This is a genomic window from Pseudocitrobacter sp. 2023LY-00077, assembly GCF_055796175.1.
Genome location: NZ_JBSPEI010000010.1, coordinates 112,471 through 134,698 on the forward strand (window position 1 = coordinate 112,471; position 22,228 = coordinate 134,698).

Consider the following 22,228-nt stretch of genomic DNA (forward strand, 5'->3'; position numbering starts at 1 on the left):
TATGTCGCAGGCTGCGCTGAATACGCGGAACCGTGAAGAAGAAGAGTACAATTCTTCGCGGCGCAATAATGGAACGCGTCTTGCAGGAATTGTCTTCCTGCTGGCGGTGTTGTTGACCGTGTTGATTAGCGGCTGGGTCGTGCTGGGCTGGATGGAAGATGCGCAGCGTTTGCCTATCTCGAAACTGGTGGTCACCGGCGAGCGGCACTACACGCGCAACGACGACATCCGCCAGTCTATTCTGGCGCTGGGATCGCCAGGAACCTTTATGACTCAGGACGTGAATATCGTTCAGGGGCAAATTGAACGCCTGCCGTGGATTAAACAGGCGAGCGTAAGAAAGCAGTGGCCAGACGAATTGAAGATTCATCTGGTTGAATATGTGCCGATTGCACGTTGGAATGATCAGCATATGGTGGATGCCGAAGGCAACTCCTTCAGCGTACCCGCCGATCGCGCCAACAAGCAGAGTTTGCCCATGTTGTATGGCCCTGAAGGCAGCGAAAGCGAAGTCTTGCAGGGATACCGCGACATGGGGGCCGTGCTGGCGAAAGGGAAGTTCACATTAAAAGTGGCGGCAATGACGGCACGCCGTTCCTGGCAGTTGACGTTGGGCGATGGTATCAAGCTCAACCTGGGACGGGGTGACACCATGAAGCGGCTTGAGCGCTTTTTAGAACTGTATCCGGTTCTTCAGCAGCAGGCGCAAACAGAAGGTAATCGGATTAGCTACGTTGATTTGCGCTATGACTCAGGGGCGTCAGTAGGTTGGGAGCCTGCCCCTGTCGAAGAAACCAGTCAACAACAGAATCAGGCACAGGCAGAACAACAATGATCAAGGCGACGGACAGAAAACTGGTAGTTGGACTGGAGATTGGCACCGCGAAGGTCGCCGCTTTAGTAGGGGAAGTTCTGCCCGACGGCATGGTCAATATCATCGGCGTGGGCAGTTGCCCATCGCGGGGTATGGACAAAGGCGGGGTAAATGACCTCGAGTCGGTAGTGAAATGCGTACAACGCGCTATCGACCAGGCTGAATTGATGGCGGATTGCCAGATCTCCTCTGTATATCTGGCGCTTTCCGGCAAACACATAAGCTGTCAAAATGAGATTGGCATGGTGCCTATCTCAGAAGAAGAAGTGACGCAGGAAGATGTCGAAAACGTGGTGCATACGGCGAAATCCGTTCGCGTCCGCGATGAGCACCGTGTTTTGCACGTGATTCCGCAGGAATACGCGATTGATTACCAGGAAGGCATCAAAAACCCGGTCGGCTTGTCTGGCGTGCGTATGCAGGCCAAGGTCCATCTGATTACCTGCCACAACGATATGGCGAAAAACATCGTCAAAGCCGTGGAACGTTGTGGTCTGAAAGTTGACCAACTGATATTTGCCGGGCTGGCAGCCAGTTATTCGGTCCTGACGGAAGATGAACGTGAGCTGGGTGTCTGCGTAGTGGATATCGGTGGTGGTACAATGGACATCGCCGTTTATACTGGCGGGGCGCTGCGCCACACCAAAGTCATCCCTTATGCAGGGAACGTGGTCACCAGCGATATCGCTTACGCCTTCGGTACGCCACCGAGTGATGCCGAAGCGATTAAAGTGCGCCATGGTTGTGCACTGGGCTCCATCGTGGGCAAAGACGAGAGCGTTGAAGTGCCGAGCGTGGGTGGTCGTCCGCCGCGCAGCCTGCAGCGCCAGACGTTGGCAGAAGTCATTGAGCCGCGCTACACCGAGCTGCTCAATCTGGTCAACGAAGAAATTTTGCAGTTACAGGAACAGCTTCGCCAGCAAGGGGTCAAACATCACCTCGCGGCGGGGATTGTACTCACCGGTGGCGCGGCGCAAATTGAAGGCCTGGCGGCCTGCGCCCAGCGCGTGTTCCATACGCAGGTACGTATTGGCGCGCCGCTGAATATCACCGGTTTGACGGATTACGCCCAGGAGCCGTATTACTCAACGGCTGTGGGCCTGCTGCACTATGGGAAAGAGTCCCACTTGAGCGGTGAAGCAGAAGTAGACAAGCGTGTGACCGCATCGGTTGGTTCATGGATTAAGCGATTGAACAGCTGGCTGCGAAAAGAGTTTTAATTTTTTAAGAGAGCGCAGAAAATTAGCGCTTTCAGGCGACAGGCACATACACGATGTCTTTCAGGCTGTGGTAGAGCGGTCTGATTGAAAAAGTGTATAAAACGGAGAGAGACTATGTTTGAACCTATGGAACTGACCAACGACGCGGTGATTAAAGTCATCGGCGTCGGTGGCGGCGGCGGTAATGCCGTTGAGCACATGGTGCGCGAGCGCATCGAGGGTGTTGAATTTTTCGCAGTGAATACCGACGCTCAGGCGTTACGTAAAACGGCTGTTGGCCAGACTATCCAGATCGGTAGCGGTATTACCAAAGGTCTGGGTGCGGGTGCAAACCCGGAAGTGGGCCGTAACGCTGCTGATGAAGACCGCGAAGCACTGCGCGCTGCATTAGATGGCGCAGACATGGTCTTTATCGCCGCAGGCATGGGTGGTGGCACCGGTACGGGTGCAGCGCCGGTTGTGGCTGAAGTGGCTAAAGATTTAGGTATTCTGACCGTTGCTGTCGTGACTAAGCCTTTCAACTTTGAAGGCAAAAAGCGTATGGCATTCGCGGAACAGGGTATCACTGAACTGTCCAAACACGTGGACTCCCTGATCACCATCCCGAACGACAAGCTGCTGAAAGTGCTGGGTCGCGGTATCTCTCTGCTCGACGCTTTCGGCGCGGCAAACGACGTACTGAAGGGCGCGGTTCAGGGTATCGCCGAGCTGATTACTCGCCCGGGCCTGATGAACGTCGACTTTGCTGACGTGCGTACCGTGATGTCAGAAATGGGCTATGCCATGATGGGCTCTGGCCTGGCAAGCGGTGAAGACCGTGCTGAAGAAGCGGCTGAAATGGCGATCTCTTCTCCACTTCTGGAAGATATCGACCTGTCTGGCGCTCGCGGCGTGCTGGTCAACATCACTGCGGGCTTTGACCTGCGTCTGGATGAGTTCGAAACTGTGGGTAACACCATCCGTGCATTTGCATCGGATAACGCGACCGTGGTTATCGGTACTTCCCTTGACCCGGATATGAACGACGAACTGTGCGTGACTGTTGTTGCAACCGGTATTGGTATGGACAAACGTCCGGAAATTACCCTGGTGACCAACAAGCAGACTCAGCAGCCGGTTATGGATCGCTACCAGCAGCACGGCATGACGCCGCTGACGCAGGAGCAGAAACCAGCCGCTAAAGTGGTTAACGACAATACGCCGCAGACCACCAAAGAACCGGACTACCTGGATATCCCGGCGTTTTTACGTAAGCAGGCTGATTAAGAATTAGCTCAAAGTTGGGAATGCCCGCTCTTTGTGCTAAACTGGCCGTCCGAATGTATAGTACACTTCGGTTGGATAGTTAATTTGGCGAGATTATACGATGATCAAACAAAGGACACTTAAACGTATCGTTCAGGCGACTGGCGTCGGTTTACACACCGGCAAGAAAGTCACACTGACCTTACGCCCTGCGCCGGCCAATACCGGGGTCATCTATCGTCGCACCGACTTGAATCCACCGGTAGATTTTCCGGCCGATGCCAAATCTGTGCGTGATACAATGCTCTGTACTTGTCTGGTGAACGAGCATGACGTGCGGATTTCGACCGTAGAGCACCTCAACGCCGCATTGGCGGGGCTGGGTATCGACAACATCGTTGTTGAAGTCGATGCGCCAGAAATCCCGATTATGGACGGCAGTGCTGCACCGTTCGTTTATCTGTTGCTGGATGCCGGCATCGATGAACTGAACTGCGCGAAGAAATTTGTTCGCATCAAAGAGACCGTGCGTGTCGAAGATGGCGACAAGTGGGCTGAATTCAAACCGTACAATGGTTTTTCGTTGGACTTTACCATCGACTTTAACCATCCGGCGATTGATGCCAGTACCCAGCGCTATGCAATGAACTTCTCTGCCGACGCATTTATGCGCCAGATTAGTCGTGCACGTACCTTCGGTTTCATGCGTGATATCGAATATCTGCAGTCCCGTGGCCTGTGCCTGGGCGGCAGCTTCGATTGTGCCATCGTTGTTGACGATTATCGCGTACTGAACGAAGACGGTCTGCGTTTTGAAGATGAATTCGTTCGTCACAAAATGCTGGATGCGATCGGTGACTTGTTCATGTGTGGTCACAACATTATTGGTGCATTTACCGCGTTCAAATCCGGTCATGCGCTGAATAACAAACTTCTGCAGGCGGTCCTGGCAAAACAGGAAGCCTGGGAATATGTGACCTTCGAAGACGACGCCGAACTGCCACTGGCGTTCAAAGCACCGACAATGGTTCTGGCATAAGCCTGACCATTTCATAAATTCGACTGGCAACCTGGCACTCTCTCCGGTCAGGGAACCGGTCGTTTTTTATTTCCCCTCGAAAATTCCTGTTTTTGTGCGATTGCTGTTTTCTTGCGCACTTTTCAGCGACGTTCTCTTCATTGATGCTGTCGATATCCAGCATTAATGGTAATATCTGTGCGCGAAAAATAATAATCTCTGGGGTAGACATTACGTGAGTGGGTTACTGACGCGTTGGCGACAGTTAGGTAGACGCTATTTCTGGCCGCATCTCCTGTTGGGGATGGTTGCTGCCAGTTTCGGCCTGCCTGCGCTCGCAAATAACGCCGAACCTGCTTCGCCTGCCCGCGAGACGTCCAGCAATCATAACCCTGCCGCGAAAGTCAATTTCACGCAGCTGGCCCTGCTGGAAGCGAATCGTCGCCCATCGTTTAACGTGGATTACTGGCATCAGCATGCCATCCGCACGGTGATTCGCCACCTCTCATTTGCCATGGCGCCACAAGCGCTGCCCGTCGCTGAAGCGACGGCCACCACGCCATTGCAGGCCGCCCAGCACCTTGCCTTGCTGGACACCCTTAATGCGTTACTCACGGTTGAAAGCAAGCCGCCGGCCATTGTGCGCCAGGCAGCTGTTGCCCCGTCGGTCGCACCTTCCGTATTTAGCATCCCTGCGTGGGTGAGCCAGGTTCAGGGCATTCGCGCCGGGCCGCAGCGCCTCGTCTGAAAATAGTCGTCTTTCTTTAATTTTCCTGACTCCGCAAAGCGGGGCGTTTGAGATTTTATTATGCTAATCAATTTATTAACGAAAGTATTTGGTAGTCGTAACGACCGTACCCTGCGCCGTATGCGCAAAGCGGTAGCTGTCATCAACGCGATGGAACCGGAGATGGAAAAACTCTCCGATGACGAGCTGAAAGGCAAAACCGCAGAGTTCCGCGCTCGCCTGGAAAAAGGCGCCAGCCTGGAAAGCCTGCTCCCGGAAGCATTCGCGGTCGTCCGAGAAGCCAGTAAACGCGTCTTTGGCATGCGTCACTTCGACGTGCAGCTGCTGGGTGGTATGGTCCTTAACGATCGCTGCATCGCGGAAATGCGTACCGGTGAAGGTAAAACCCTGACCGCGACCCTGCCGGCGTATCTGAATGCGCTGACCGGTAAAGGCGTTCACGTCGTGACCGTCAACGACTACCTGGCGCAACGTGACGCCGAAAACAACCGTCCGCTGTTCGAATTCCTCGGTATGAGCGTTGGCATCAACATGTCTGGCCTGCCAGCTCCGGCAAAACGCGAAGCGTACGCGGCTGACATCACCTACGGCACCAACAACGAATACGGTTTTGACTATCTGCGCGACAACATGGCGTTTAGCCCTGAAGAGCGCGTACAGCGTAAACTGCACTATGCGCTGGTGGATGAGGTCGACTCCATCCTTATCGATGAAGCGCGTACCCCGCTTATCATTTCCGGCCCGGCTGAAGACAGCTCGGAAATGTATAAGAAAATGAACAAAATTATTCCGCATCTGGTTCGTCAGGATAAAGAAGACTCCGAGACTTTCCAGGGCGAAGGCCACTTCTCTGTTGATGAGAAAGCGCGTCAGGTTAACCTGACTGAACGTGGTCTGGTACTGATTGAAGAGTTGCTGGTTAAAGAAGGCATCATGGAAGAGGGCGAATCGCTGTACTCCCCGGGCAACATCATGATGATGCACCACGTTACCGCTGCGCTGCGCGCGCACGTGCTGTTCACCCGTGACGTTGACTACATCGTGAAAGATGGCGAAGTCATCATCGTCGATGAACATACGGGCCGTACGATGCAGGGGCGCCGCTGGTCCGATGGTCTGCACCAGGCCGTGGAAGCGAAAGAAGGCGTGGAAATCCAGAACGAGAACCAGACGCTGGCATCCATCACCTTCCAGAACTACTTCCGTCTGTACGAAAAACTCGCCGGTATGACCGGTACCGCAGATACGGAAGCCTTCGAATTCAGCTCTATCTACAAGCTGGATACAGTGGTGGTGCCGACCAACCGTCCGATGATCCGTAAAGATATGCCGGACCTGGTCTACATGACCGAAGCGGAAAAAATTCAGGCGATCATTGCGGACATTAAAGAACGTACTGCCAATGGTCAGCCGGTGCTGGTTGGTACTATCTCCATCGAGAAATCCGAAGTGGTTTCTAACGAGCTGGTGAAAGCGGGCATCAAGCATAACGTTCTGAACGCCAAATTCCATGCCAACGAAGCGGCGATTGTTGCGCAGGCAGGTTATCCGGCAGCGGTTACCATCGCTACCAACATGGCGGGTCGTGGTACCGATATCGTGCTCGGTGGTAGCTGGCAGGCGGAAGTTGCCGAGCTGGAAAATCCAACGCCGGAACAGATCGCACAGATCAAAGCCGACTGGCAGGTTCGCCACGATGCCGTGCTGGCATCCGGTGGTTTACACATTATTGGTACCGAACGTCACGAATCTCGCCGTATCGATAACCAGCTGCGTGGCCGTTCAGGCCGTCAGGGTGATGCCGGTTCTTCCCGCTTCTACCTGTCGATGGAAGATGCGCTGATGCGTATTTTTGCCTCTGACCGTGTTTCCGGCATGATGCGTAAACTGGGCATGAAAGAAGGCGAAGCCATTGAACACCCGTGGGTGACCAAAGCGATTGCCAACGCGCAGCGTAAAGTTGAAAGCCGCAACTTCGATATTCGTAAACAGCTGCTGGAATACGATGACGTCGCCAACGACCAGCGTCGCGCCATCTACACCCAGCGTAATGAACTGCTGGATGTGAGCGATGTTAGCGAAACCATCAACAGCATCCGTGAAGATGTCTTTAAAGCGACCATCGATGCGCACATTCCGCCGCAGTCGCTGGAAGAGATGTGGGATATCCCAGGCTTGCAGGAACGCCTGAAAAACGACTTCGACCTCGAACTGCCGATCTCTGAATGGCTGGACAAAGAGCCGGAACTGCATGAAGAAACTCTGCGTGAGCGTATTCTGCAGAGCGCAGTTGAAGTCTACCAGCGTAAAGAAGAAGTCGTTGGCGCTGAGATGATGCGTCACTTCGAAAAAGGCGTGATGCTGCAAACCCTCGACTCCCTGTGGAAAGAGCACCTGGCGGCGATGGACTACCTGCGTCAGGGTATCCACCTGCGTGGCTATGCGCAGAAGGATCCGAAGCAGGAGTACAAACGCGAATCCTTCTCCATGTTCGCGGCGATGCTGGAATCACTGAAATATGAAGTGATCAGCACCCTGAGCAAAGTACAGGTTCGCATGCCGGAAGAAGTGGAAGAGATGGAACAGCAGCGTCGTGAAGAGGCCGAGCGCCTGGCACAGATGCAGCAGCTTAGCCACCAGGACGAAAATACCGCCGCCGCGCAGGAACTGGCAGCGCAAACGGGCGAGCGTAAAATTGGCCGTAACGACCCGTGCCCGTGTGGTTCCGGTAAAAAATACAAACAGTGCCATGGCCGTCTGAGCTAAGGTCTGCTAAAAGAGCAAAAGGCGCAGAGATCTGCGCCTTTTTTTTGGATGAGACAAAATGAAAATACTGCAAATCGCCGTCGGCATTATTCGCAACGACGCGGGGGAGATTTACATTACCCAACGCGCCGCTGATGCTCACATGGCAAATAAATGGGAATTTCCGGGCGGTAAAATTGAAGCGGGTGAAACAGCTGAAGAGGCGATGATCCGCGAGCTTGAGGAAGAAGTTGGCATTACCGCCAGCGAACCGCAGCTGTTTGATAAGCTGGAGTATGAATTTCCCGATCGACACATCACGCTGTGGTTCTGGCTGGTGGAAAACTGGCAGGGTGAGCCATGGGGAAAAGAGGGGCAACCGGGACGATGGGTTGCACAGAGCGCGTTGGTTGCCGAAGAATTTCCGCCAGCGAATGCACCGATTATCGAAAAATTAGGGCAAACCCCGTAGGCCTGATAAGCGAAGCGCATCAGGCATTGTGCGCGTTAAGTGTCGGATGCGGCGCAAGCGCCTTATCCGACCTACAGTTAAGCGCGCAGGATTACTGCGGGGTTTCACTCCAGTCATCCGTGTCGGACATATCGCCTGCGCTCGGAATGCGCTTCTCTTCTGCCGCCCATTCTCCTAAATCAATCAGTTGGCAGCGTTTAGAGCAAAACGGACGGTACGGGCTTTGCTCGCCCCAGACAACCGGCTTCTGGCAGGTGGGGCAGTTAACGATAGTTTCTTCAGACATAGTGTCTCCTTAGCAACAAGCCAGTTCGAAATCCAGACGTTCAGGAATGACGCCATTCTCGCTGTCCAGCGGCACAAAGCGGATGGCAAAGCGGCTTTTATGCCCGGAAATTTGCGGGTAAAGCTGTGAGGACAAGTCTAACTGTAAGCGCAGCAGATCGGCATCTTCGCCGTTATCCTGGTAGAAACCGTTAAGGCTGGTCTGCTTGCGGAAAGGCGCGGAGTTACGCACCAGATCGAGGATCAGATCCAGCGCCTGATTCAGCGGCTCGAGGCTGGCAAGCCAGATTTCTACCTGCGCATCGCGCTGCTGCTGTGGCGCATGCAGCCACATGTGCAGCGTGGGCAGATCGAAACTGCAACAGCCGCCGGGAATACTTAAACGCTGACGCACAAGGGCAATCAGGCGATCTTCGCGCAGGAACTGACCGATGCGCGGCGCGGCCATCAGAATGCTGCCGCTGTTTTTCAGCTGCTGACGGACCGCATCAATACGGCTCTGGTCAACGCCTGGCACTTCATTCCAGGCCTGCAATTTACGTTGCTGGCGCTCCAGCTCTTTGAGCATCTCTGTGCGAACATCGCCACGTTCAAACACATCCAGTAAATCCCCTAAATTACGAAAAAAGTGTAATGCGCTGGCGTGATCCGTGATGGGTAACTGGGTGCGTAGCTGCTGGTTGAGAAATTCAATACGCAGCCAGGTACGCATTTTTTCGTTCAGGGGGTGCTCAAAAAGGATGTGGGTGTGCATTAAGGTTTTTCCTGTGATACAGCCTGCGCCGCGAGCTCAAGATAGCGTGCGTGAAGGCGAGCAACATCCGAAGCAATCGCTTCTGGTGTGCCGTTGTTATCAATGACGTCATCAGCTACCGCAAGCCGCTGTTCGCGCGTCGCCTGGGCGGCAAGTATGTGCTCAGCATGCTCTCGCGACACCTGGTCGCGCTGCATGGTACGAAGAATTTGCGTATCGCGTGTAACATCCACCACCAGCACGCGATCGGCACGGGCAGCAAGATTGTTTTCTACCAGCAATGGCACCACCCACAGAACGTACGGCGAGGTGGCCTGCTGCATTTGCTGCTGGGTTTCCCGCTGAATAAGCGGATGAAGCAGGGCGTTAAGCCAGGCTTTTTCATCAGGGTTAGCGAAAATGCGCTCGCGTAAAACGCGGCGATTAAGGGCGCCATCCGGCGTCAGGGTCTGAGGGCCAAAGTGTTCCACAATGGCTTGTAAAGCCGGGGTTCCCGGTTCGACAACCTGACGGGCGAGGATATCGGCATCAATAACGTTAATTCCCAGGTGAGAAAATGCATCAGCGACGGTACTTTTGCCACTGCCAATGCCACCCGTTAACGCTACGGTATACGCCATTCCTGTGAATCCTGATGAGAATTGATTAGATAAATCAATTGGTTAAAAACAAAACACTTTAGCGCCTGTTTGCCTGCGCTCATGTTCACCGAACTAATGGTAAATTTATAGGATTGTAGCGTAAAAAAAGTGAAAATCGCAGTCTTGCGAAGCCCTGATTAGTGCGTATGATAACGTTACTGGAGTTGTGCTCTTATAATTAATGCCATTAACCCCAGGAATCCGCACATGCGTATCGAAGAAGATCTGAAGTTAGGTTTCAAAGACGTTCTTATCCGCCCTAAACGCTCTACTCTTAAAAGCCGTTCCGATGTTGAACTGGAACGCGAATTCACCTTTAAACATTCTGGCCAACGCTGGTCCGGTGTGCCGGTTATCGCCGCGAATATGGATTCCGTGGGTACCTTCGCAATGGCAAAAGCGCTGGCTTCTTTCGATATTCTGACGGCGGTGCATAAACACTATACCGTTGAAGACTGGAAAGTTTTCGCGCAGAACGAATCTGAAGAGGTTCTGAAACACGTGATGGTGTCTACTGGCACCTCTGACGCCGATTTCGAGAAAACCAAACAGATTCTGGCGCTGCACCCAATGCTGAACTTCGTGTGCATCGACGTCGCAAACGGCTACTCCGAGCACTTCGTTCAGTTCGTAGCGAAAGCGCGTCAGGCCTGGCCGACCAAAACCATCTGCGCGGGTAACGTGGTAACTGGCGAGATGTGCGAAGAGCTGATTCTTTCCGGTGCGGATATCGTAAAAGTGGGCATTGGCCCGGGTTCCGTTTGCACCACGCGTGTAAAAACCGGCGTCGGTTATCCGCAGCTTTCCGCTGTGATTGAGTGCGCGGATGCAGCGCACGGCCTGGGCGGCCAAATCGTCAGCGATGGCGGTTGTACGGTTCCTGGCGACGTGGCGAAAGCCTTCGGCGGCGGCGCAGACTTCGTGATGCTCGGCGGTATGCTGGCAGGCCATGAAGAGAGCGGTGGCACCGTGGTTGAAGAGAACGGTGAAAAATTCATGCTCTTCTACGGCATGAGCTCTGAATCTGCGATGAATCGTCACGTTGGCGGCGTTGCTCAGTATCGCGCAGCAGAAGGCAAAACCGTTAAGCTGCCGCTGCGCGGCCCGGTAGATAACACCGCGCGCGATATCCTTGGCGGCCTGCGTTCAGCGTGCACCTACGTCGGTGCTTCTCGCCTGAAAGAACTGACCAAACGCACCACCTTTATCCGCGTGCAGGAACAAGAGAACCGCGTGTTCAACAGCCTGTAATGCTTAGCGCTGGCGCTTCCCGCGCCAGCGCTTATCCCGCTCCGCTAATCGCATCCCCCAAATGAAATATCGGCAGATACATGGCGACCACCAGCGTGCCGATGATGGTGCCTGTCACCACCAGTAACATGGGTTCCAGAAGTGACGTCAGATTTTCCGCCAACTGGTGCGTCTTCTCACTGTGGTAGTCCGCCAGATTTTGCAGCATCTGGTCCAGCGCGCCGGACGCTTCCCCGGTTCGTACCAGTTGAATACACAGCGGCGTGAAAACCTGGCCATTTTCCATCGCCTGCCAGATGGGGCTTCCCTGCGAAATGTCATGATGAAGTCTGCTAATGACTTCCCGCCAGAGCGGTTGAGCGACGGTTTCCTCGACGGTTTCCAGCCCCTGTAAGAAGGCAATGCCCGCGCTTTGCGTCAGTGATAGCACGGTAAAAATGTGGCTCAGCATCTGCCCGCGTACCAGATTGCCCATCACCGGCAGTGAAAGTGCGACCCGCGCCTGAAGTCGCTGCCAGCGCGGATTGTTTTTCAGTATTCTGCCGGGAAGAAAAGGCAGCGTCAGGAGCAGCGCGATCAGCCCGTAATGCAGTTTAACAGCATCCGCCATGTTCATGACGACTTGCGTGAGCATGGGCAGCGGCGTATTAAAGGTGCGATAAATTGCCGTGAATTCGGGCAGCACAAAACCCAGCATCGCCACCACCACAGCGATAGCCAGCAGCAAAATGATGCACGGATAGCGCAGCGCTTTTTTCACCTTCTGCGTCATGGCTCGCTGCGATTTTTGTTGTTGTGCCAGCGCGCGACAGCAGATATCCAGCTTGCCCGTTACCTCCCCGGTGCGAATCATCGCCAGATAGAGCGGCGGAAAAGCTTCCGGCCACTGTCGCAACCCGTCGGAAAGCGAAACACCTTCCGCCAGCCGTTGAGAGAGCGTGCCGAGCAGGGCCTGCCACTGCGCAATAGGATGCTGGCGAGCCAGCATCTCCAGCCCATCCGAGAGCGTGAGGCCGGCATGCAGCAGCGTCGCCAGCTGTTCAATAATCTCGCAGCGCCAGTTTGTCTGCCAGTATGTGGCCCTGACGGTACAGCGGCGAAGCGTCAGCGCCGTGATGCCCTGCTGCTGCAATGACACCAGTGCTTCCGGGCGATTAGGCGCCCACAGCGTTCCGTGCCGTTCTTCAACCTGAAGCGTCAGGCCGCGCCAGTGCCAGAGTTGATTAGCTGCCATGCGGAAGCCCCATCACGCGCAGTAACTCTTCCTGCGTGGTAAGCCCGCGCTCGACGGCCATACAGCCGTTCTCGAACAGGGTTGTCATTCCCGCCAGACGCGCTTTCTGTAGCAGTTCTTCGGTCCCGCGACCTGCGGCAATGGCGTGGCGTAGATCGTTGTTAAGCGGCAGGATCTCGAAGATCGCCGCGCGACCAAGATAGCCGTGATAGCAATGCTGACAGCCGGCTGCCTGCCAGTGTGGCAATGCACGGGGCCAGAGCGCGTGCGGCAGTGGCGCTTCCATGCCGTTTTTCTCCCGGCAGTGCGGGCACAGCTTACGCACCAGCCGCTGGGCGACGACAAGCTGGAGCGCCGATGAGATCATCCAGCGCGCTACGCCCATTTGTTCCAGGCGCACCAGCGTTTCAACGGTTGAGTTGGTGTGCAGCGTAGAGAGCACCAGGTGCCCGGTTTGCGCGGCTTTGATGGCAATTTCTGCTGTTTCGCCATCGCGAATTTCGCCAACCATCACAATATCCGGGTCCTGCCGCAGCAGGGCGCGCAGTACGCTCTGAAACGTCAGCCCGGCGCGAGGGTTGATTTGCGTTTGATTCAGCCCTTCGATCGGGATTTCAACCGGGTCTTCCACGCTGCAAATATTGACGTCGCTGCGATTACGCCGTTGCAGGGCGCTATACAGCGTCACGGTTTTACCGCTGCCCGTCGGCCCGGTCACCAGGATCAGCCCCTGCGGTTGATTGAGCGTATCGCCAAACAGCGCCAGTTGATCGCCGCTCATGCCGAGTTGATTGATATCCAGCGCCTGTTCAACGTTATGCAGCAGACGCAGAACCACCTTTTCACCGTATCGACACGGCAGCGTCGCGATACGAAAAGAGACGGACTGGCGGGCGATCTCCACGGTAAATTGACCATCCTGCGGAATGCGACGTTCGGCAATATCGAGATTGCCCAGCACCTTTAAACGTGCGGTGAGCGTTGCCGCCAGCGAAAGCGGTAGCGTAGAAAATACATGCAGCACGCCGTCTACGCGAAGCCTGAGGCGCAGGTGATGCTCGCCGGGTTCAAAATGAATATCTGATGCGCGCTGTAGCAACGCCTGCTCCAGCGAGCGGTTCAGCAGATCGACCGTGCTGCGGGAGTCGTCATTGGCGGCGGGTTGGCTGGCGGTTGCCGTGAGCTGCAAATGTTTATCCATCCGCTCCTGGCTCCAGCATTCGATATCGACGCGTTTTTGTGTGGCAAAACGCAGCGCATCCATCAGTTCATCCGATGGCGCACCGACAACGGCGATGCTTAACACGCTCTGATCGTTGCCGATCAACAGGGCGTGATGCTTTTTACACAGAGCAAGCAACTGATCCTGATTCATCGCGGCCTCCGGCTTACTGCACATCGAAGCGGAAGACATCTTCGCAGGCTTGTTGCAGGGCGCTGTCGCTCTGGATATCGCAAACGCGCGTCCAGCCGGTCACGCCATTGGCGTTATCCCAGCCCGGCGTCATGGTGACCGATAGGCCGTTCAGGCTCTCCTGGCCGGTGAGAATGACCACGCCTTTGGCGATACTCATGCCAGAGACATAACGCGTGGTGGTGGGCGAGGGAATGCCGTTACTGCCGCCATCGCAGCTGTTCAGCCCGCCGTGGTCGAGGGCGCACAATTCAATTGCCGTACGATAGGGGACGAAGGTTTGCAACATGTCGGTGAGCGCGGCTTTGCGCAGGTAGTTTTGATACGCCGGGATCCCAATGGCGCTTAAGATGGCGATGATGCCGATCACCACCATCAGCTCGATAAGGGTAAATCCTTTTTGCTTTTCCATAATGCACTCCTGGTTGAGATGGCGGGAGTGTGTCAGGGGCGTGAAGCGGGCGCGAGGGGCAAAAAGGAATTCAGGAAAGCGCGTTCCAGAGAGTTTTTCTGCGTTGCAGAAGACAACATGAAAAATGGAAGGGAGTGCGGAAAATTGCCGGAGGGGCTGTGCTTGTCCGGCCTGCGAAGGAGGCAGGCCGGATTGCGGGAATTAACGGAAACGCATGGAGAGGTCTAATGCGCGCACGTGTTTGGTCAATGCGCCAACGGAGATGTAATCCACGCCGGTTTCGGCGAATTCGCGAATGGTGTCAAAGGTCACATTGCCGGAGACTTCCAGCCGTGCCTGGCCTTTGGTGATGGCGACGGCTTTGCGCATCAGTTCAGTGTCAAAGTTATCAAGCATGATGATGTCGGCCCCGGCTTTCAGCGCGTCTTCCAGCTCTTCCAGATTTTCCACTTCCACTTCCACCGGCACATCCGGGTGCAGCCAGAAGGCTTTTTCCACCGCCTGACGCACGGAGCCGGAGGCGATAATGTGGTTTTCCTTAATCAGGAACGCATCGGAAAGACCCAGGCGGTGATTCGCGCCGCCGCCGCATAGCACGGCATATTTCAGTGCGGTTCGCAGGCCAGGCAGGGTTTTGCGGGTATCCAGCAGCTGCGTTTTGGTGCCTTCCAGCAGGTCAACATAGCGACGAACCTCACTTGCCACGCCCGAGAGGGTTTGCACGAAATTCAGCGCGGTACGCTCGCCGGTCAGCAGGACGCGGGAAGGACCATCGATTTCAAACAGCGGCTGATCGGCTTTCAGCAGGTCGCCATCTTCCACGTGCCAGGTCAGCGCAACATCGTCGCCCGCCAGTTGAATAAACACCTCTTCAACCCAGCGTTTACCGCAGAACACGCCGTCTTCGCGGGTGATCACCACCGCGTGAGAGCGCGTTTCCGCAGGCAGAAGTTGGGCGGTAATGTCGTTATTGGCATCCACTTCTCCGCCCAGATCTTCACGGAGCGCCTGTGCCACAGCGTTGGGAATGTCGAGATTGATACGTTCCAGAAGCGCGTCACGTCGGTGGTCTGGGTTGTAGCGGCGAGGCGGCATGATAAAACTCCAAATTGGTAACGATTCGAAAGGTTTAAACATGCTACTCTGAACCGAGAATCAGCACCACACATAAGGAGATCCAGCATGTTGTTAGATGAGGGATGGCTGGTGGGCGCGCGTCATGTACCGTCGCCACACTTTGACTGCCGCCCGGACGATGAAACCCCGTCATTGCTGGTTGTTCACAATATCAGTTTACCCCCTGGCGAATTTGGCGGCCCATGGATAGATGCGCTGTTTACCGGCACGCTCGACCCGAACGCCCATCCTTTTTTCGCCGAGATTTCTCACCTGCGCGTTTCTGCCCATTGTCTGATTCGCCGCGATGGGGAAATTGTGCAGTATGTTCCTTTCGATAAGCGCGCCTGGCACGCGGGTGTGTCGGAATATCAAGGCCGCGAGCGCTGCAATGATTTTTCGATTGGCATTGAGCTGGAAGGCACCGATACGCTGGCCTACACCGATACGCAGTATCAGCAACTGGCGGCGTTAACCCGATTGTTGATAACGATTTATCCGGCTATCGCCGATAATATGACAGGACACTGTGATATCGCGCCCGTGCGCAAAACCGATCCGGGCCCGGCGTTTGACTGGGCTCGCTTTCGCGCACTGGTCACCCCTTCGTCAGATAAGGAGATGACATGACGCTGTTTACCACGCTACTGGTGCTGATTGCCGAGCGTTTATTTAAGTTGGGCGAGCACTGGCAGCTCGACCACCGTCTGGAAGTACTGTTCCGTCGTATCAAACGCTTCTCTTTTGTCGCTACGCTTGCGATGACCGTGGTGGCGATGGTAGTGGTGTTTTTGATTCAGCGTGCGCTCGACGGGCTGCTGTTTAACGTGCCGCTGCTGGTGTTCTGGATTTTACTCGGCCTGCTGTGTATCGGGGCAGGGCGCGTGCGGCTGCACTATCACGCTTACCTGAAGGCGGCATCGCTCAATGATAGCCACGCGCGGGATGCGATGGCCTGCGAGCTGACGATGATCCACGGTGTGCCATCGGGTTGCGATGAGCGCGAGTTTCTGCGCGAGCTGCAAAATGCGCTGCTGTGGATTAACTACCGTTTCTATCTTGCGCCACTGTTCTGGTTTGTGGTCGGCGGCCCGTGGGGCCCGGTGATGCTGATGGGCTATTCTTTCCTGCGTGCATGGCAGTCGTGGCTGGCGCGTTACCAGACGCCGCATCACCGTTTGCAGTCTGGCATTGATGCCATTTTGCATATTGTGGACTGGCTTCCGGTGCGGCTGGTGGGTGTGGTTTACGCCCTGCTTGGCCATGGTGAGAAGGCGCTACCCGCGTGGTTTGCTTCGCTGGGCGATCGCCATACTTCCCAGTACCAGGTCCTGACGCAGCTGGCGCAGTATTCGCTGGCGCGCGAGCCACACGTTGACCGCGTTGAGACGCCAAAAGCGGCGGTATCGATGGCGAAGAAAACCTCATTTGTGGTGGTGGTGATTATGGCGCTGCTGACCATTTATGGGACGCTGGTGTAAGAGTTTGCAGGGTGCACGAGTATTGCCGGATGGCGCTGACGCTTATCCGGCCTACGAGTGAGTGCGGATTTGCCGGATAGACGTGTTTTGTAGGCCCGGTAAGCGCTAGCGCCACCGGGCACCGGCTCAAATCGTATCCGCTGGCGGCTCGCCGAAATCCGGCATGCCATCTTCCTGCCAGCGCACCAGTTTCAACCGCGTATGGCGATTTGGGTCGTACAGCGGGTCGCCTTCAATCTCCGTGTAATTCCTCGCGTGATACACCAACACATCTTCCCCGTCCGGCGTTTGGGTAAAGCTGTTGTGCCCCGGACCGTACTGGCGGTTTTCATAGCTGGTAGTGAACACCGGTTGCGATGATTTATGCCAGTTTCCCGGCTTCGTCATGTCAGCGTTCAGGTCAATCCACAGCAGACCCATGCAGTAGTTTTCATCCGTAGCACTGGCGGAGTAGCTGACAAAGAGCTTATCGCCATGCATCAACACCGCAGGCCCTTCATTGACCAGAAAACCCCGACATTCCCAGTCAAACTCTGGTTTGCTGAGCATCACCGGCTCGCCTTTAATCGTCCACGGGTTTTCCAGTTCTGCCAGATAGATATTGGAGTTTCCGGCAATATCTGGCGATTTTTGCGCCCACAGATACCACTGTTTTCCCTGATGATGGAATGTGGTGGCATCCAGACAGAAAGTATCGAACGGCGTTTTCACCTGGCCTCGCTCAACCCAGTTTCCACTGAGTGGATCGGCATCATCGCAGGTCAGTGCATACATCCGGTGCTGGAACATACCGAGAGAGTCCAGCGCCTGCGTATGCGCAGCGGCGAAGTAGATCACCCATTGACCGTTTATGTGATGCAGTTCTGGTGCCCAGATAAGTTCACACATCGGCCCGCTTGCGGGTTTACGCCAGACCACAACCGCGTCGGCGCTGCGCAGCCCTTCAAGCGTGCTGGCGCGGCGGATCTCCAGCCGATCATATTCCGGTACCGACGCGATAAAGTAGTACGCTCCCTGATGCTGCAAAATGAAAGGGTCGGCGCGTTGTTCTATAAAAGGATTGGGCCAGCGGTTCATTATGCTTTCCTTACGTGTTCGGTGATTTTACCGGTCTGGTAGTCATTCAGTTCGCGATAGTTCTCGCGACGTTTTTCCAGATCGGACTGAATCTGTTTCATTAGGTCGCGATCCACCTTAAGCATCCGCACAATCCCGGCGGTAAGCAGATACCCGACGCCCGGAATGACGGTAAACAGCAGCATTATACCATTGAGCGTGGTTTCGCTTTGCTGCTTCGCGCCCGCATCGTAGCCATACCAGGAGAGCAGGAAGCCCACCATTGCGCCTGCAATTGCCAGCCCGACCTTCAGGAAGAAGAGGTTGCCGGAGAAGCTGATCCCGGTGATGCGTTTACCGGTTTTCCATTCGCCGTAGTCATCGACGTCCGCCATCAGCGACCAGTGTAGTGGGGAAGGGATCTGATGCAGGATGTTGAGCAGGAAGTAGAGCACCACGATCATGACCGTCGCATGCGGGTCGAAGAAGTAGAAGGCGATAGAGAAAATCGCCAGCGCGATGTTAGTCCAGAAGAAGACCTTGAGCTTACACCAGCGGTCGGTGAGCACCTTCGCCAGCATGCTACCGAACATCATGCCGACGACGCCGAGGCTGATAAACAGCGTGGCGAAATGCGTGCTCTGGCCCATCACCCAGGTGACGTAATACATGGTCGCCGCCATACGGATAAAACCGGGGCAGACGTTACACAGCGTCAGCAGCAGGATGCGCACCCACTGGTCGTTTTTCCACACATCTTTCAGGTCTTGCTTCAGTTCATCGTTGGTCTGTACGGCGGGCTTCACGCGCTCACGCACGGTGGCAAAGCAGAACAGGAACATGCACATGCCGATAAAGGCCAGCACGGTCATCGCTATCTGGTAGCCTTTGGCTTTATCGCCACCGCCAAACCAGTCAACCATCGGTAGCAGGCTCAATGAGAGCAGCAACGTGGCAATACCCACCAGCACGAAGCGATAAGACTGGCAGGCGACGCGCTCTTTGGGGTCATTGGTGATGACGCTACCCAGCGAGCAATAGGGAATATTGATGGCGGTGTAGGTAATCGACAGCAGGAAATAGGTGACAAACGCATAGATAACTTTGCTGCTGTAGGTCCAGTCCGGGGTGGTAAACATCAGTACGCTGAATAGCGCGTAAGGGAACGCTATCCACAGCAACCATGGACGAAATCGCCCATACTTACTGCGGGTACGGTCGGCCAGCGCGCCCATGATGGGATCGGTGACGGCATCAATTACGCGAACGGAAAGCAGCAGAACGCCGACCAGCGCCGGGGCGAGACCAAAAATATCGGTATAAAAGTAGTTAACGAACAGCATGATAGCGCCGAAGATGATGTTGCATCCGGCGTCGCCCATGCCATAACCAATTTTCTCTCTGACTGATAACTTATTGTTATTCATTGCCGAAACTCCCTCTGACGGTATGGAGAGAATTATTGGCTGGTGGCCCGCGAAATGCGTTGCAGTATAACGGTGAGGATATGGACGAAATAGCTGAGCAGAGGAAAGTGTGAAGCGGGTAACAGAGTCGGCCCCTTCCACAGGGAAGGGGCCAGAGAAGAGATTAATGCGCCTTCACGGCCGTTTTCGCACCCTTCTGTTTAACCATGTAGCCAACACCCAGAATACAGATCCATACCGGGATTAAGTACACGGAAATCGCCATCCCCGGCGTCATCAGCATGATAACCAGCACCGCCGCCATAAACAGCAGGCAGACCCAGTTACCGACCGGATAGAGCAACGCAGGGAAGCGTGGTTTGACGCCCTGAAGCTGCTTCGCTTTGCGGAATTTCATGTGCGCAAGGCTAATCATCGCCCAGTTGATCACCAGCGCAGAGACCACCAGCGCCATCAGCAGGCCAAATGCGGATTCCGGTGCCAGGTAGTTGATCAGCACACACAGCGCGGTCACTACAGCGGAAACCAGAATGGTGTTGACCGGTACTCCGCGTTTATCGACGGAGAGCAGCGCTTTCGGCGCGTTCCCCTGCTGGGCGAGGCCGAACAGCATGCGGCTGTTACAGTAGACGCAGCTGTTATAAACGGAGAGCGCCGCGGTCAGAACCACAACGTTCAGCGCGTTAGCCACCAGCGTATCGCCCAGTTCGTGGAAGATCAGCACAAACGGGCTGACATCTGCGGTGACGCGCGTCCACGGCATCAGAGAGAGCAGGACCGCCAGCGAACCTACATAGAAAATCAGGATGCGATAGATAACCTGATTGGTGGCTTTTGGAATGCTTTGCTCCGGGTTATCGGCTTCTGCGGCGGTGATCCCTACCAACTCAAGTCCACCGAAGGAGAACATGATGATGGCCATCATCATCACCAGGCCTTGCATGCCATGCGGCAGGAAGCCGCCCTGTTCCCACAGGTTGCGAACTGTCGCCTGCGGGCCAGCGCTACCGCTGAACAGCAGCCAGCCACCGAACAGGATCATGCCAACAACGGCGACCACTTTAATGATGGCGAACCAGAACTCCATTTCCCCAAACACTTTTACGTTGGTGAGGTTAATGGCGTTAATCAGAATAAAGAAGGCCGCTGCGGAAGCCCAGGTCGGGATTTCCGGATACCAGAACTGGATGTATTTGCCAACTGCGGTGAGCTCCGCCATGGCAACCAGCACGTACAGTACCCAATAGTTCCAGCCTGACGCGAAGCCGGCGAAACTGCCCCAGTATTTATAGGCAAAGTGGCTGAATGACCCGGCTACCGGCTCTTCCACGACCATTTCACCGAGCTGGCGCATGATCAGGAAGGCAATAAAGCCTGCAATGGCATAACCCAGAATAATGCCCGGACCGGCTGACTGGATAACGGAGGCACTGCCGAGAAACAGGCCGGTACCGATAGCTCCACCCAGCGCAATCAGCTGGATATGGCGGTTTTTGAGGCCGCGCTTCAGCTGGTCGCTGTGCTGTTGACCTTCCATCATGAAACCTCGTGTGTGGTTGTTATTTGTACGTGTGTAATCAAGGAATTCCGTTTCCTGTATTTTTATGTTTACGAAAGAGAGTGAATAAAAATGAGAGGAACTCTTTCGTCCTGGGAAGAATAGTGGTAAGTGCGCGGAAATGCACCTGCTTTATGAATGGTTGATGACGGATTGAATAAAAAGAAACCAGTTGTAAGTGTAGCAGCCAGCCCCAGAAGTGGGTAAGCATGTACATTTTGTCAGCAATAAGTGCATAACTATTCATTAATTGGCAAAGTGAAACGCTTCAGTGTGCGTAATTTTCGTATATTTTTCGTTAATTGTACTTCCAACGTGGTAAAGACATTTTTTGTGCAAGGTTACAATTCTGAAACATCATTTCTGTAATGTTGTTAAAAAGTGCGTGGTTTACTGATTTCAATCAAAACCTGTATGGACAGAAGGTGAATACTTTGTTACTTTAGCGCTACGAACTTGAAATTGGTAAGACCAATTGACTCCGGGCTAATGGCAGGTACAGGGAACTATGGCCTACAGCAAAATCCGCCAACCAAAACTTTCTGATGTGATTGAGCAGCAGTTGGAGTTTTTGATTCTTGAGGGGACATTACGCCCCGGCGAAAAACTTCCACCTGAACGCGAACTGGCGAAACAGTTCGACGTATCCCGTCCCTCGCTGCGTGAGGCGATTCAACGTCTCGAAGCGAAAGGGTTACTGCTTCGTCGCCAGGGCGGCGGGACTTTTGTCCAAAGCAGCTTGTGGCAGAGCTTCAGCGATCCGCTGGTAGAGCTTCTGTCCGACCACCCTGAATCCCAGTTTGATCTGCTTGAAACCCGTCACGCGCTTGAAGGTATCGCGGCTTATTACGCGGCACTGCGCAGCACTGATGAAGATCGCGAACGTATTCGCGAACTGCATCAGGCCATCGAACGGGCTCAACAATCGGGCGACCTCGACGCAGAGTCGAGCGCCGTCGTCCAGTATCAAATCGCCGTGACCGAAGCCGCCCACAATGTGGTGTTGCTCCATTTGCTAAGGTGTATGGAGCCAATGTTGGCACAAAACGTTCGGCAGAACTTCGAGTTGCTGTATGCCCGTCGGGAGATGCTCCCGCAGGTCAGCAATCATCGCACCCGGATTTTCGAGGCGATTGTCGCCGGTGAACCGGAGCAGGCGCGTGAAGCGTCGCACCGTCACCTGGCCTTTATTGAAGAGATTTTGCTGGACAGGAGCCGTGAACAGAGCCGTCGTGAACGCTCGTTACGTCGCCTGCAACAGCGCAAGGATTGAGTTT

21 protein-coding genes are annotated in these 22,228 nt (G+C 54.8%); 11 read left to right on the forward strand and 10 right to left on the reverse strand.

Annotated features, from left to right (window positions below):
• Position 1: 1 nt before the first annotated feature.
• The 7 genes from ftsQ (at position 2) to mutT (ending at position 8,322) form a co-directional block, all read left to right on the forward strand.
• Positions 2 to 835: a cell division protein FtsQ gene (gene ftsQ, locus ACWWFX_RS14365; protein ID WP_149463109.1), complete on the forward strand. Its 834-nt coding sequence runs from the start codon at positions 2 to 4 to the stop codon at positions 833 to 835.
• Positions 832 to 2,094 (forward strand): cell division protein FtsA, encoded by a 1,263-nt coding sequence (gene ftsA / locus ACWWFX_RS14370; protein ID WP_015965917.1) that lies wholly within the window; start codon positions 832 to 834, stop codon positions 2,092 to 2,094. Before ftsQ ends, ftsA begins: the two co-directional genes overlap by 4 nt.
• Positions 2,095 to 2,208: 114 nt before the next feature.
• Complete coding sequence (gene ftsZ, locus ACWWFX_RS14375) at positions 2,209 to 3,360, forward strand: cell division protein FtsZ (RefSeq protein ID WP_473224103.1); 1,152 nt, start codon at positions 2,209 to 2,211, stop codon at positions 3,358 to 3,360.
• A gap of 100 nt (positions 3,361 to 3,460) precedes the next feature.
• Positions 3,461 to 4,378 carry a UDP-3-O-acyl-N-acetylglucosamine deacetylase gene (gene lpxC / locus ACWWFX_RS14380; protein WP_015965915.1) on the forward strand — a complete coding sequence of 306 codons (918 nt, stop codon included), beginning with the start codon at positions 3,461 to 3,463 and terminating at the stop codon, positions 4,376 to 4,378.
• 214 nt (positions 4,379 to 4,592) lie between these two features.
• Positions 4,593 to 5,105 (forward strand): secA translation cis-regulator SecM, encoded by a 513-nt coding sequence (gene secM / locus ACWWFX_RS14385; RefSeq protein ID WP_015965914.1) that lies wholly within the window; start codon positions 4,593 to 4,595, stop codon positions 5,103 to 5,105.
• A 60-nt stretch (positions 5,106 to 5,165) separates the two neighbouring features.
• Positions 5,166 to 7,871, forward strand: coding sequence for a preprotein translocase subunit SecA (secA, locus tag ACWWFX_RS14390; protein ID WP_276221736.1), 2,706 nt, complete (start codon positions 5,166 to 5,168; stop codon positions 7,869 to 7,871).
• Positions 7,872 to 7,929: 58 nt separating this feature from the next.
• Positions 7,930 to 8,322: an 8-oxo-dGTP diphosphatase MutT gene (gene mutT, locus ACWWFX_RS14395; protein ID WP_276221734.1), complete on the forward strand. Its 393-nt coding sequence runs from the start codon at positions 7,930 to 7,932 to the stop codon at positions 8,320 to 8,322.
• Between the two features lie 91 nt (positions 8,323 to 8,413).
• Here the strand turns inward: mutT and yacG are convergent, their stop codons facing one another.
• From yacG to coaE, 3 genes are read right to left on the reverse strand one after another with little or no spacing between them, the layout of a single operon-like run.
• Complete coding sequence (yacG, locus tag ACWWFX_RS14400) at positions 8,414 to 8,608, reverse strand: DNA gyrase inhibitor YacG (protein WP_276221732.1); 195 nt, start codon at positions 8,606 to 8,608, stop codon at positions 8,414 to 8,416.
• 9 nt (positions 8,609 to 8,617) lie between these two features.
• Positions 8,618 to 9,361 carry a cell division protein ZapD gene (gene zapD / locus ACWWFX_RS14405; RefSeq protein WP_276221730.1) on the reverse strand — a complete coding sequence of 248 codons (744 nt, stop codon included), beginning with the start codon at positions 9,359 to 9,361 and terminating at the stop codon, positions 8,618 to 8,620.
• Positions 9,361 to 9,981, reverse strand: a complete 621-nt coding sequence (gene coaE, locus ACWWFX_RS14410) for a dephospho-CoA kinase (protein ID WP_473224104.1) — start codon at positions 9,979 to 9,981, stop codon at positions 9,361 to 9,363. The genes zapD and coaE overlap by 1 nt, the downstream gene beginning before the upstream one ends.
• A 228-nt stretch (positions 9,982 to 10,209) precedes the next feature.
• On the opposite strand from coaE, the gene ACWWFX_RS14415 reads away from it, so the two are divergent.
• A complete protein-coding gene (locus ACWWFX_RS14415; protein WP_253897345.1) occupies positions 10,210 to 11,253 on the forward strand; it encodes a GMP reductase in 1,044 nt (347 codons plus the stop codon).
• Between the two features lie 31 nt (positions 11,254 to 11,284).
• On the opposite strand, the gene hofC is transcribed toward ACWWFX_RS14415, so the two are convergent.
• The 4 genes from hofC to nadC form a co-directional block, all read right to left on the reverse strand.
• Complete coding sequence (hofC, locus tag ACWWFX_RS14420; protein ID WP_473224105.1) at positions 11,285 to 12,487, reverse strand: protein transport protein HofC; 1,203 nt, start codon at positions 12,485 to 12,487, stop codon at positions 11,285 to 11,287.
• On the reverse strand, positions 12,477 to 13,862 hold the full coding sequence (gspE, locus tag ACWWFX_RS14425; RefSeq protein WP_473224106.1) for a type II secretion system protein GspE: 1,386 nt from the start codon (positions 13,860 to 13,862) through the stop codon (positions 12,477 to 12,479). The genes hofC and gspE overlap by 11 nt, the downstream gene beginning before the upstream one ends.
• Positions 13,863 to 13,875: 13 nt before the next feature.
• Complete coding sequence (ppdD, locus tag ACWWFX_RS14430; protein WP_473224107.1) at positions 13,876 to 14,313, reverse strand: prepilin peptidase-dependent pilin; 438 nt, start codon at positions 14,311 to 14,313, stop codon at positions 13,876 to 13,878.
• A gap of 201 nt (positions 14,314 to 14,514) precedes the next feature.
• Positions 14,515 to 15,408 (reverse strand): carboxylating nicotinate-nucleotide diphosphorylase, encoded by an 894-nt coding sequence (gene nadC, locus ACWWFX_RS14435; RefSeq protein ID WP_276221719.1) that lies wholly within the window; start codon positions 15,406 to 15,408, stop codon positions 14,515 to 14,517.
• Between the two features lie 87 nt (positions 15,409 to 15,495).
• Between nadC and ampD the strand changes: the two genes are divergently transcribed.
• Both ampD and ampE read left to right on the forward strand, forming a co-directional pair.
• On the forward strand, positions 15,496 to 16,059 hold the full coding sequence (gene ampD / locus ACWWFX_RS14440) for a 1,6-anhydro-N-acetylmuramyl-L-alanine amidase AmpD (RefSeq protein ID WP_473224108.1): 564 nt from the start codon (positions 15,496 to 15,498) through the stop codon (positions 16,057 to 16,059).
• On the forward strand, positions 16,056 to 16,910 hold the full coding sequence (gene ampE / locus ACWWFX_RS14445; RefSeq protein ID WP_276221714.1) for a beta-lactamase regulator AmpE: 855 nt from the start codon (positions 16,056 to 16,058) through the stop codon (positions 16,908 to 16,910). The genes ampD and ampE overlap by 4 nt, the downstream gene beginning before the upstream one ends.
• A 126-nt stretch (positions 16,911 to 17,036) precedes the next feature.
• Here the strand turns inward: ampE and ACWWFX_RS14450 are convergent, their stop codons facing one another.
• From ACWWFX_RS14450 to aroP, 3 genes are all read right to left on the reverse strand, one after another.
• On the reverse strand, positions 17,037 to 17,987 hold the full coding sequence (locus ACWWFX_RS14450; RefSeq protein WP_473224109.1) for a glycoside hydrolase family 43 protein: 951 nt from the start codon (positions 17,985 to 17,987) through the stop codon (positions 17,037 to 17,039).
• Complete coding sequence (locus tag ACWWFX_RS14455) at positions 17,987 to 19,393, reverse strand: glycoside-pentoside-hexuronide (GPH):cation symporter (protein ID WP_276221710.1); 1,407 nt, start codon at positions 19,391 to 19,393, stop codon at positions 17,987 to 17,989. The genes ACWWFX_RS14450 and ACWWFX_RS14455 overlap by 1 nt, the downstream gene beginning before the upstream one ends.
• A 163-nt stretch (positions 19,394 to 19,556) precedes the next feature.
• Positions 19,557 to 20,933, reverse strand: coding sequence for an aromatic amino acid transporter AroP (gene aroP / locus ACWWFX_RS14460; protein WP_456147146.1), 1,377 nt, complete (start codon positions 20,931 to 20,933; stop codon positions 19,557 to 19,559).
• 526 nt (positions 20,934 to 21,459) lie between these two features.
• Here aroP and pdhR point away from each other — a divergent pair.
• On the forward strand, positions 21,460 to 22,224 hold the full coding sequence (gene pdhR / locus ACWWFX_RS14465; protein ID WP_015965898.1) for a pyruvate dehydrogenase complex transcriptional repressor PdhR: 765 nt from the start codon (positions 21,460 to 21,462) through the stop codon (positions 22,222 to 22,224).
• Positions 22,225 to 22,228: the final 4 nt, after the last annotated feature.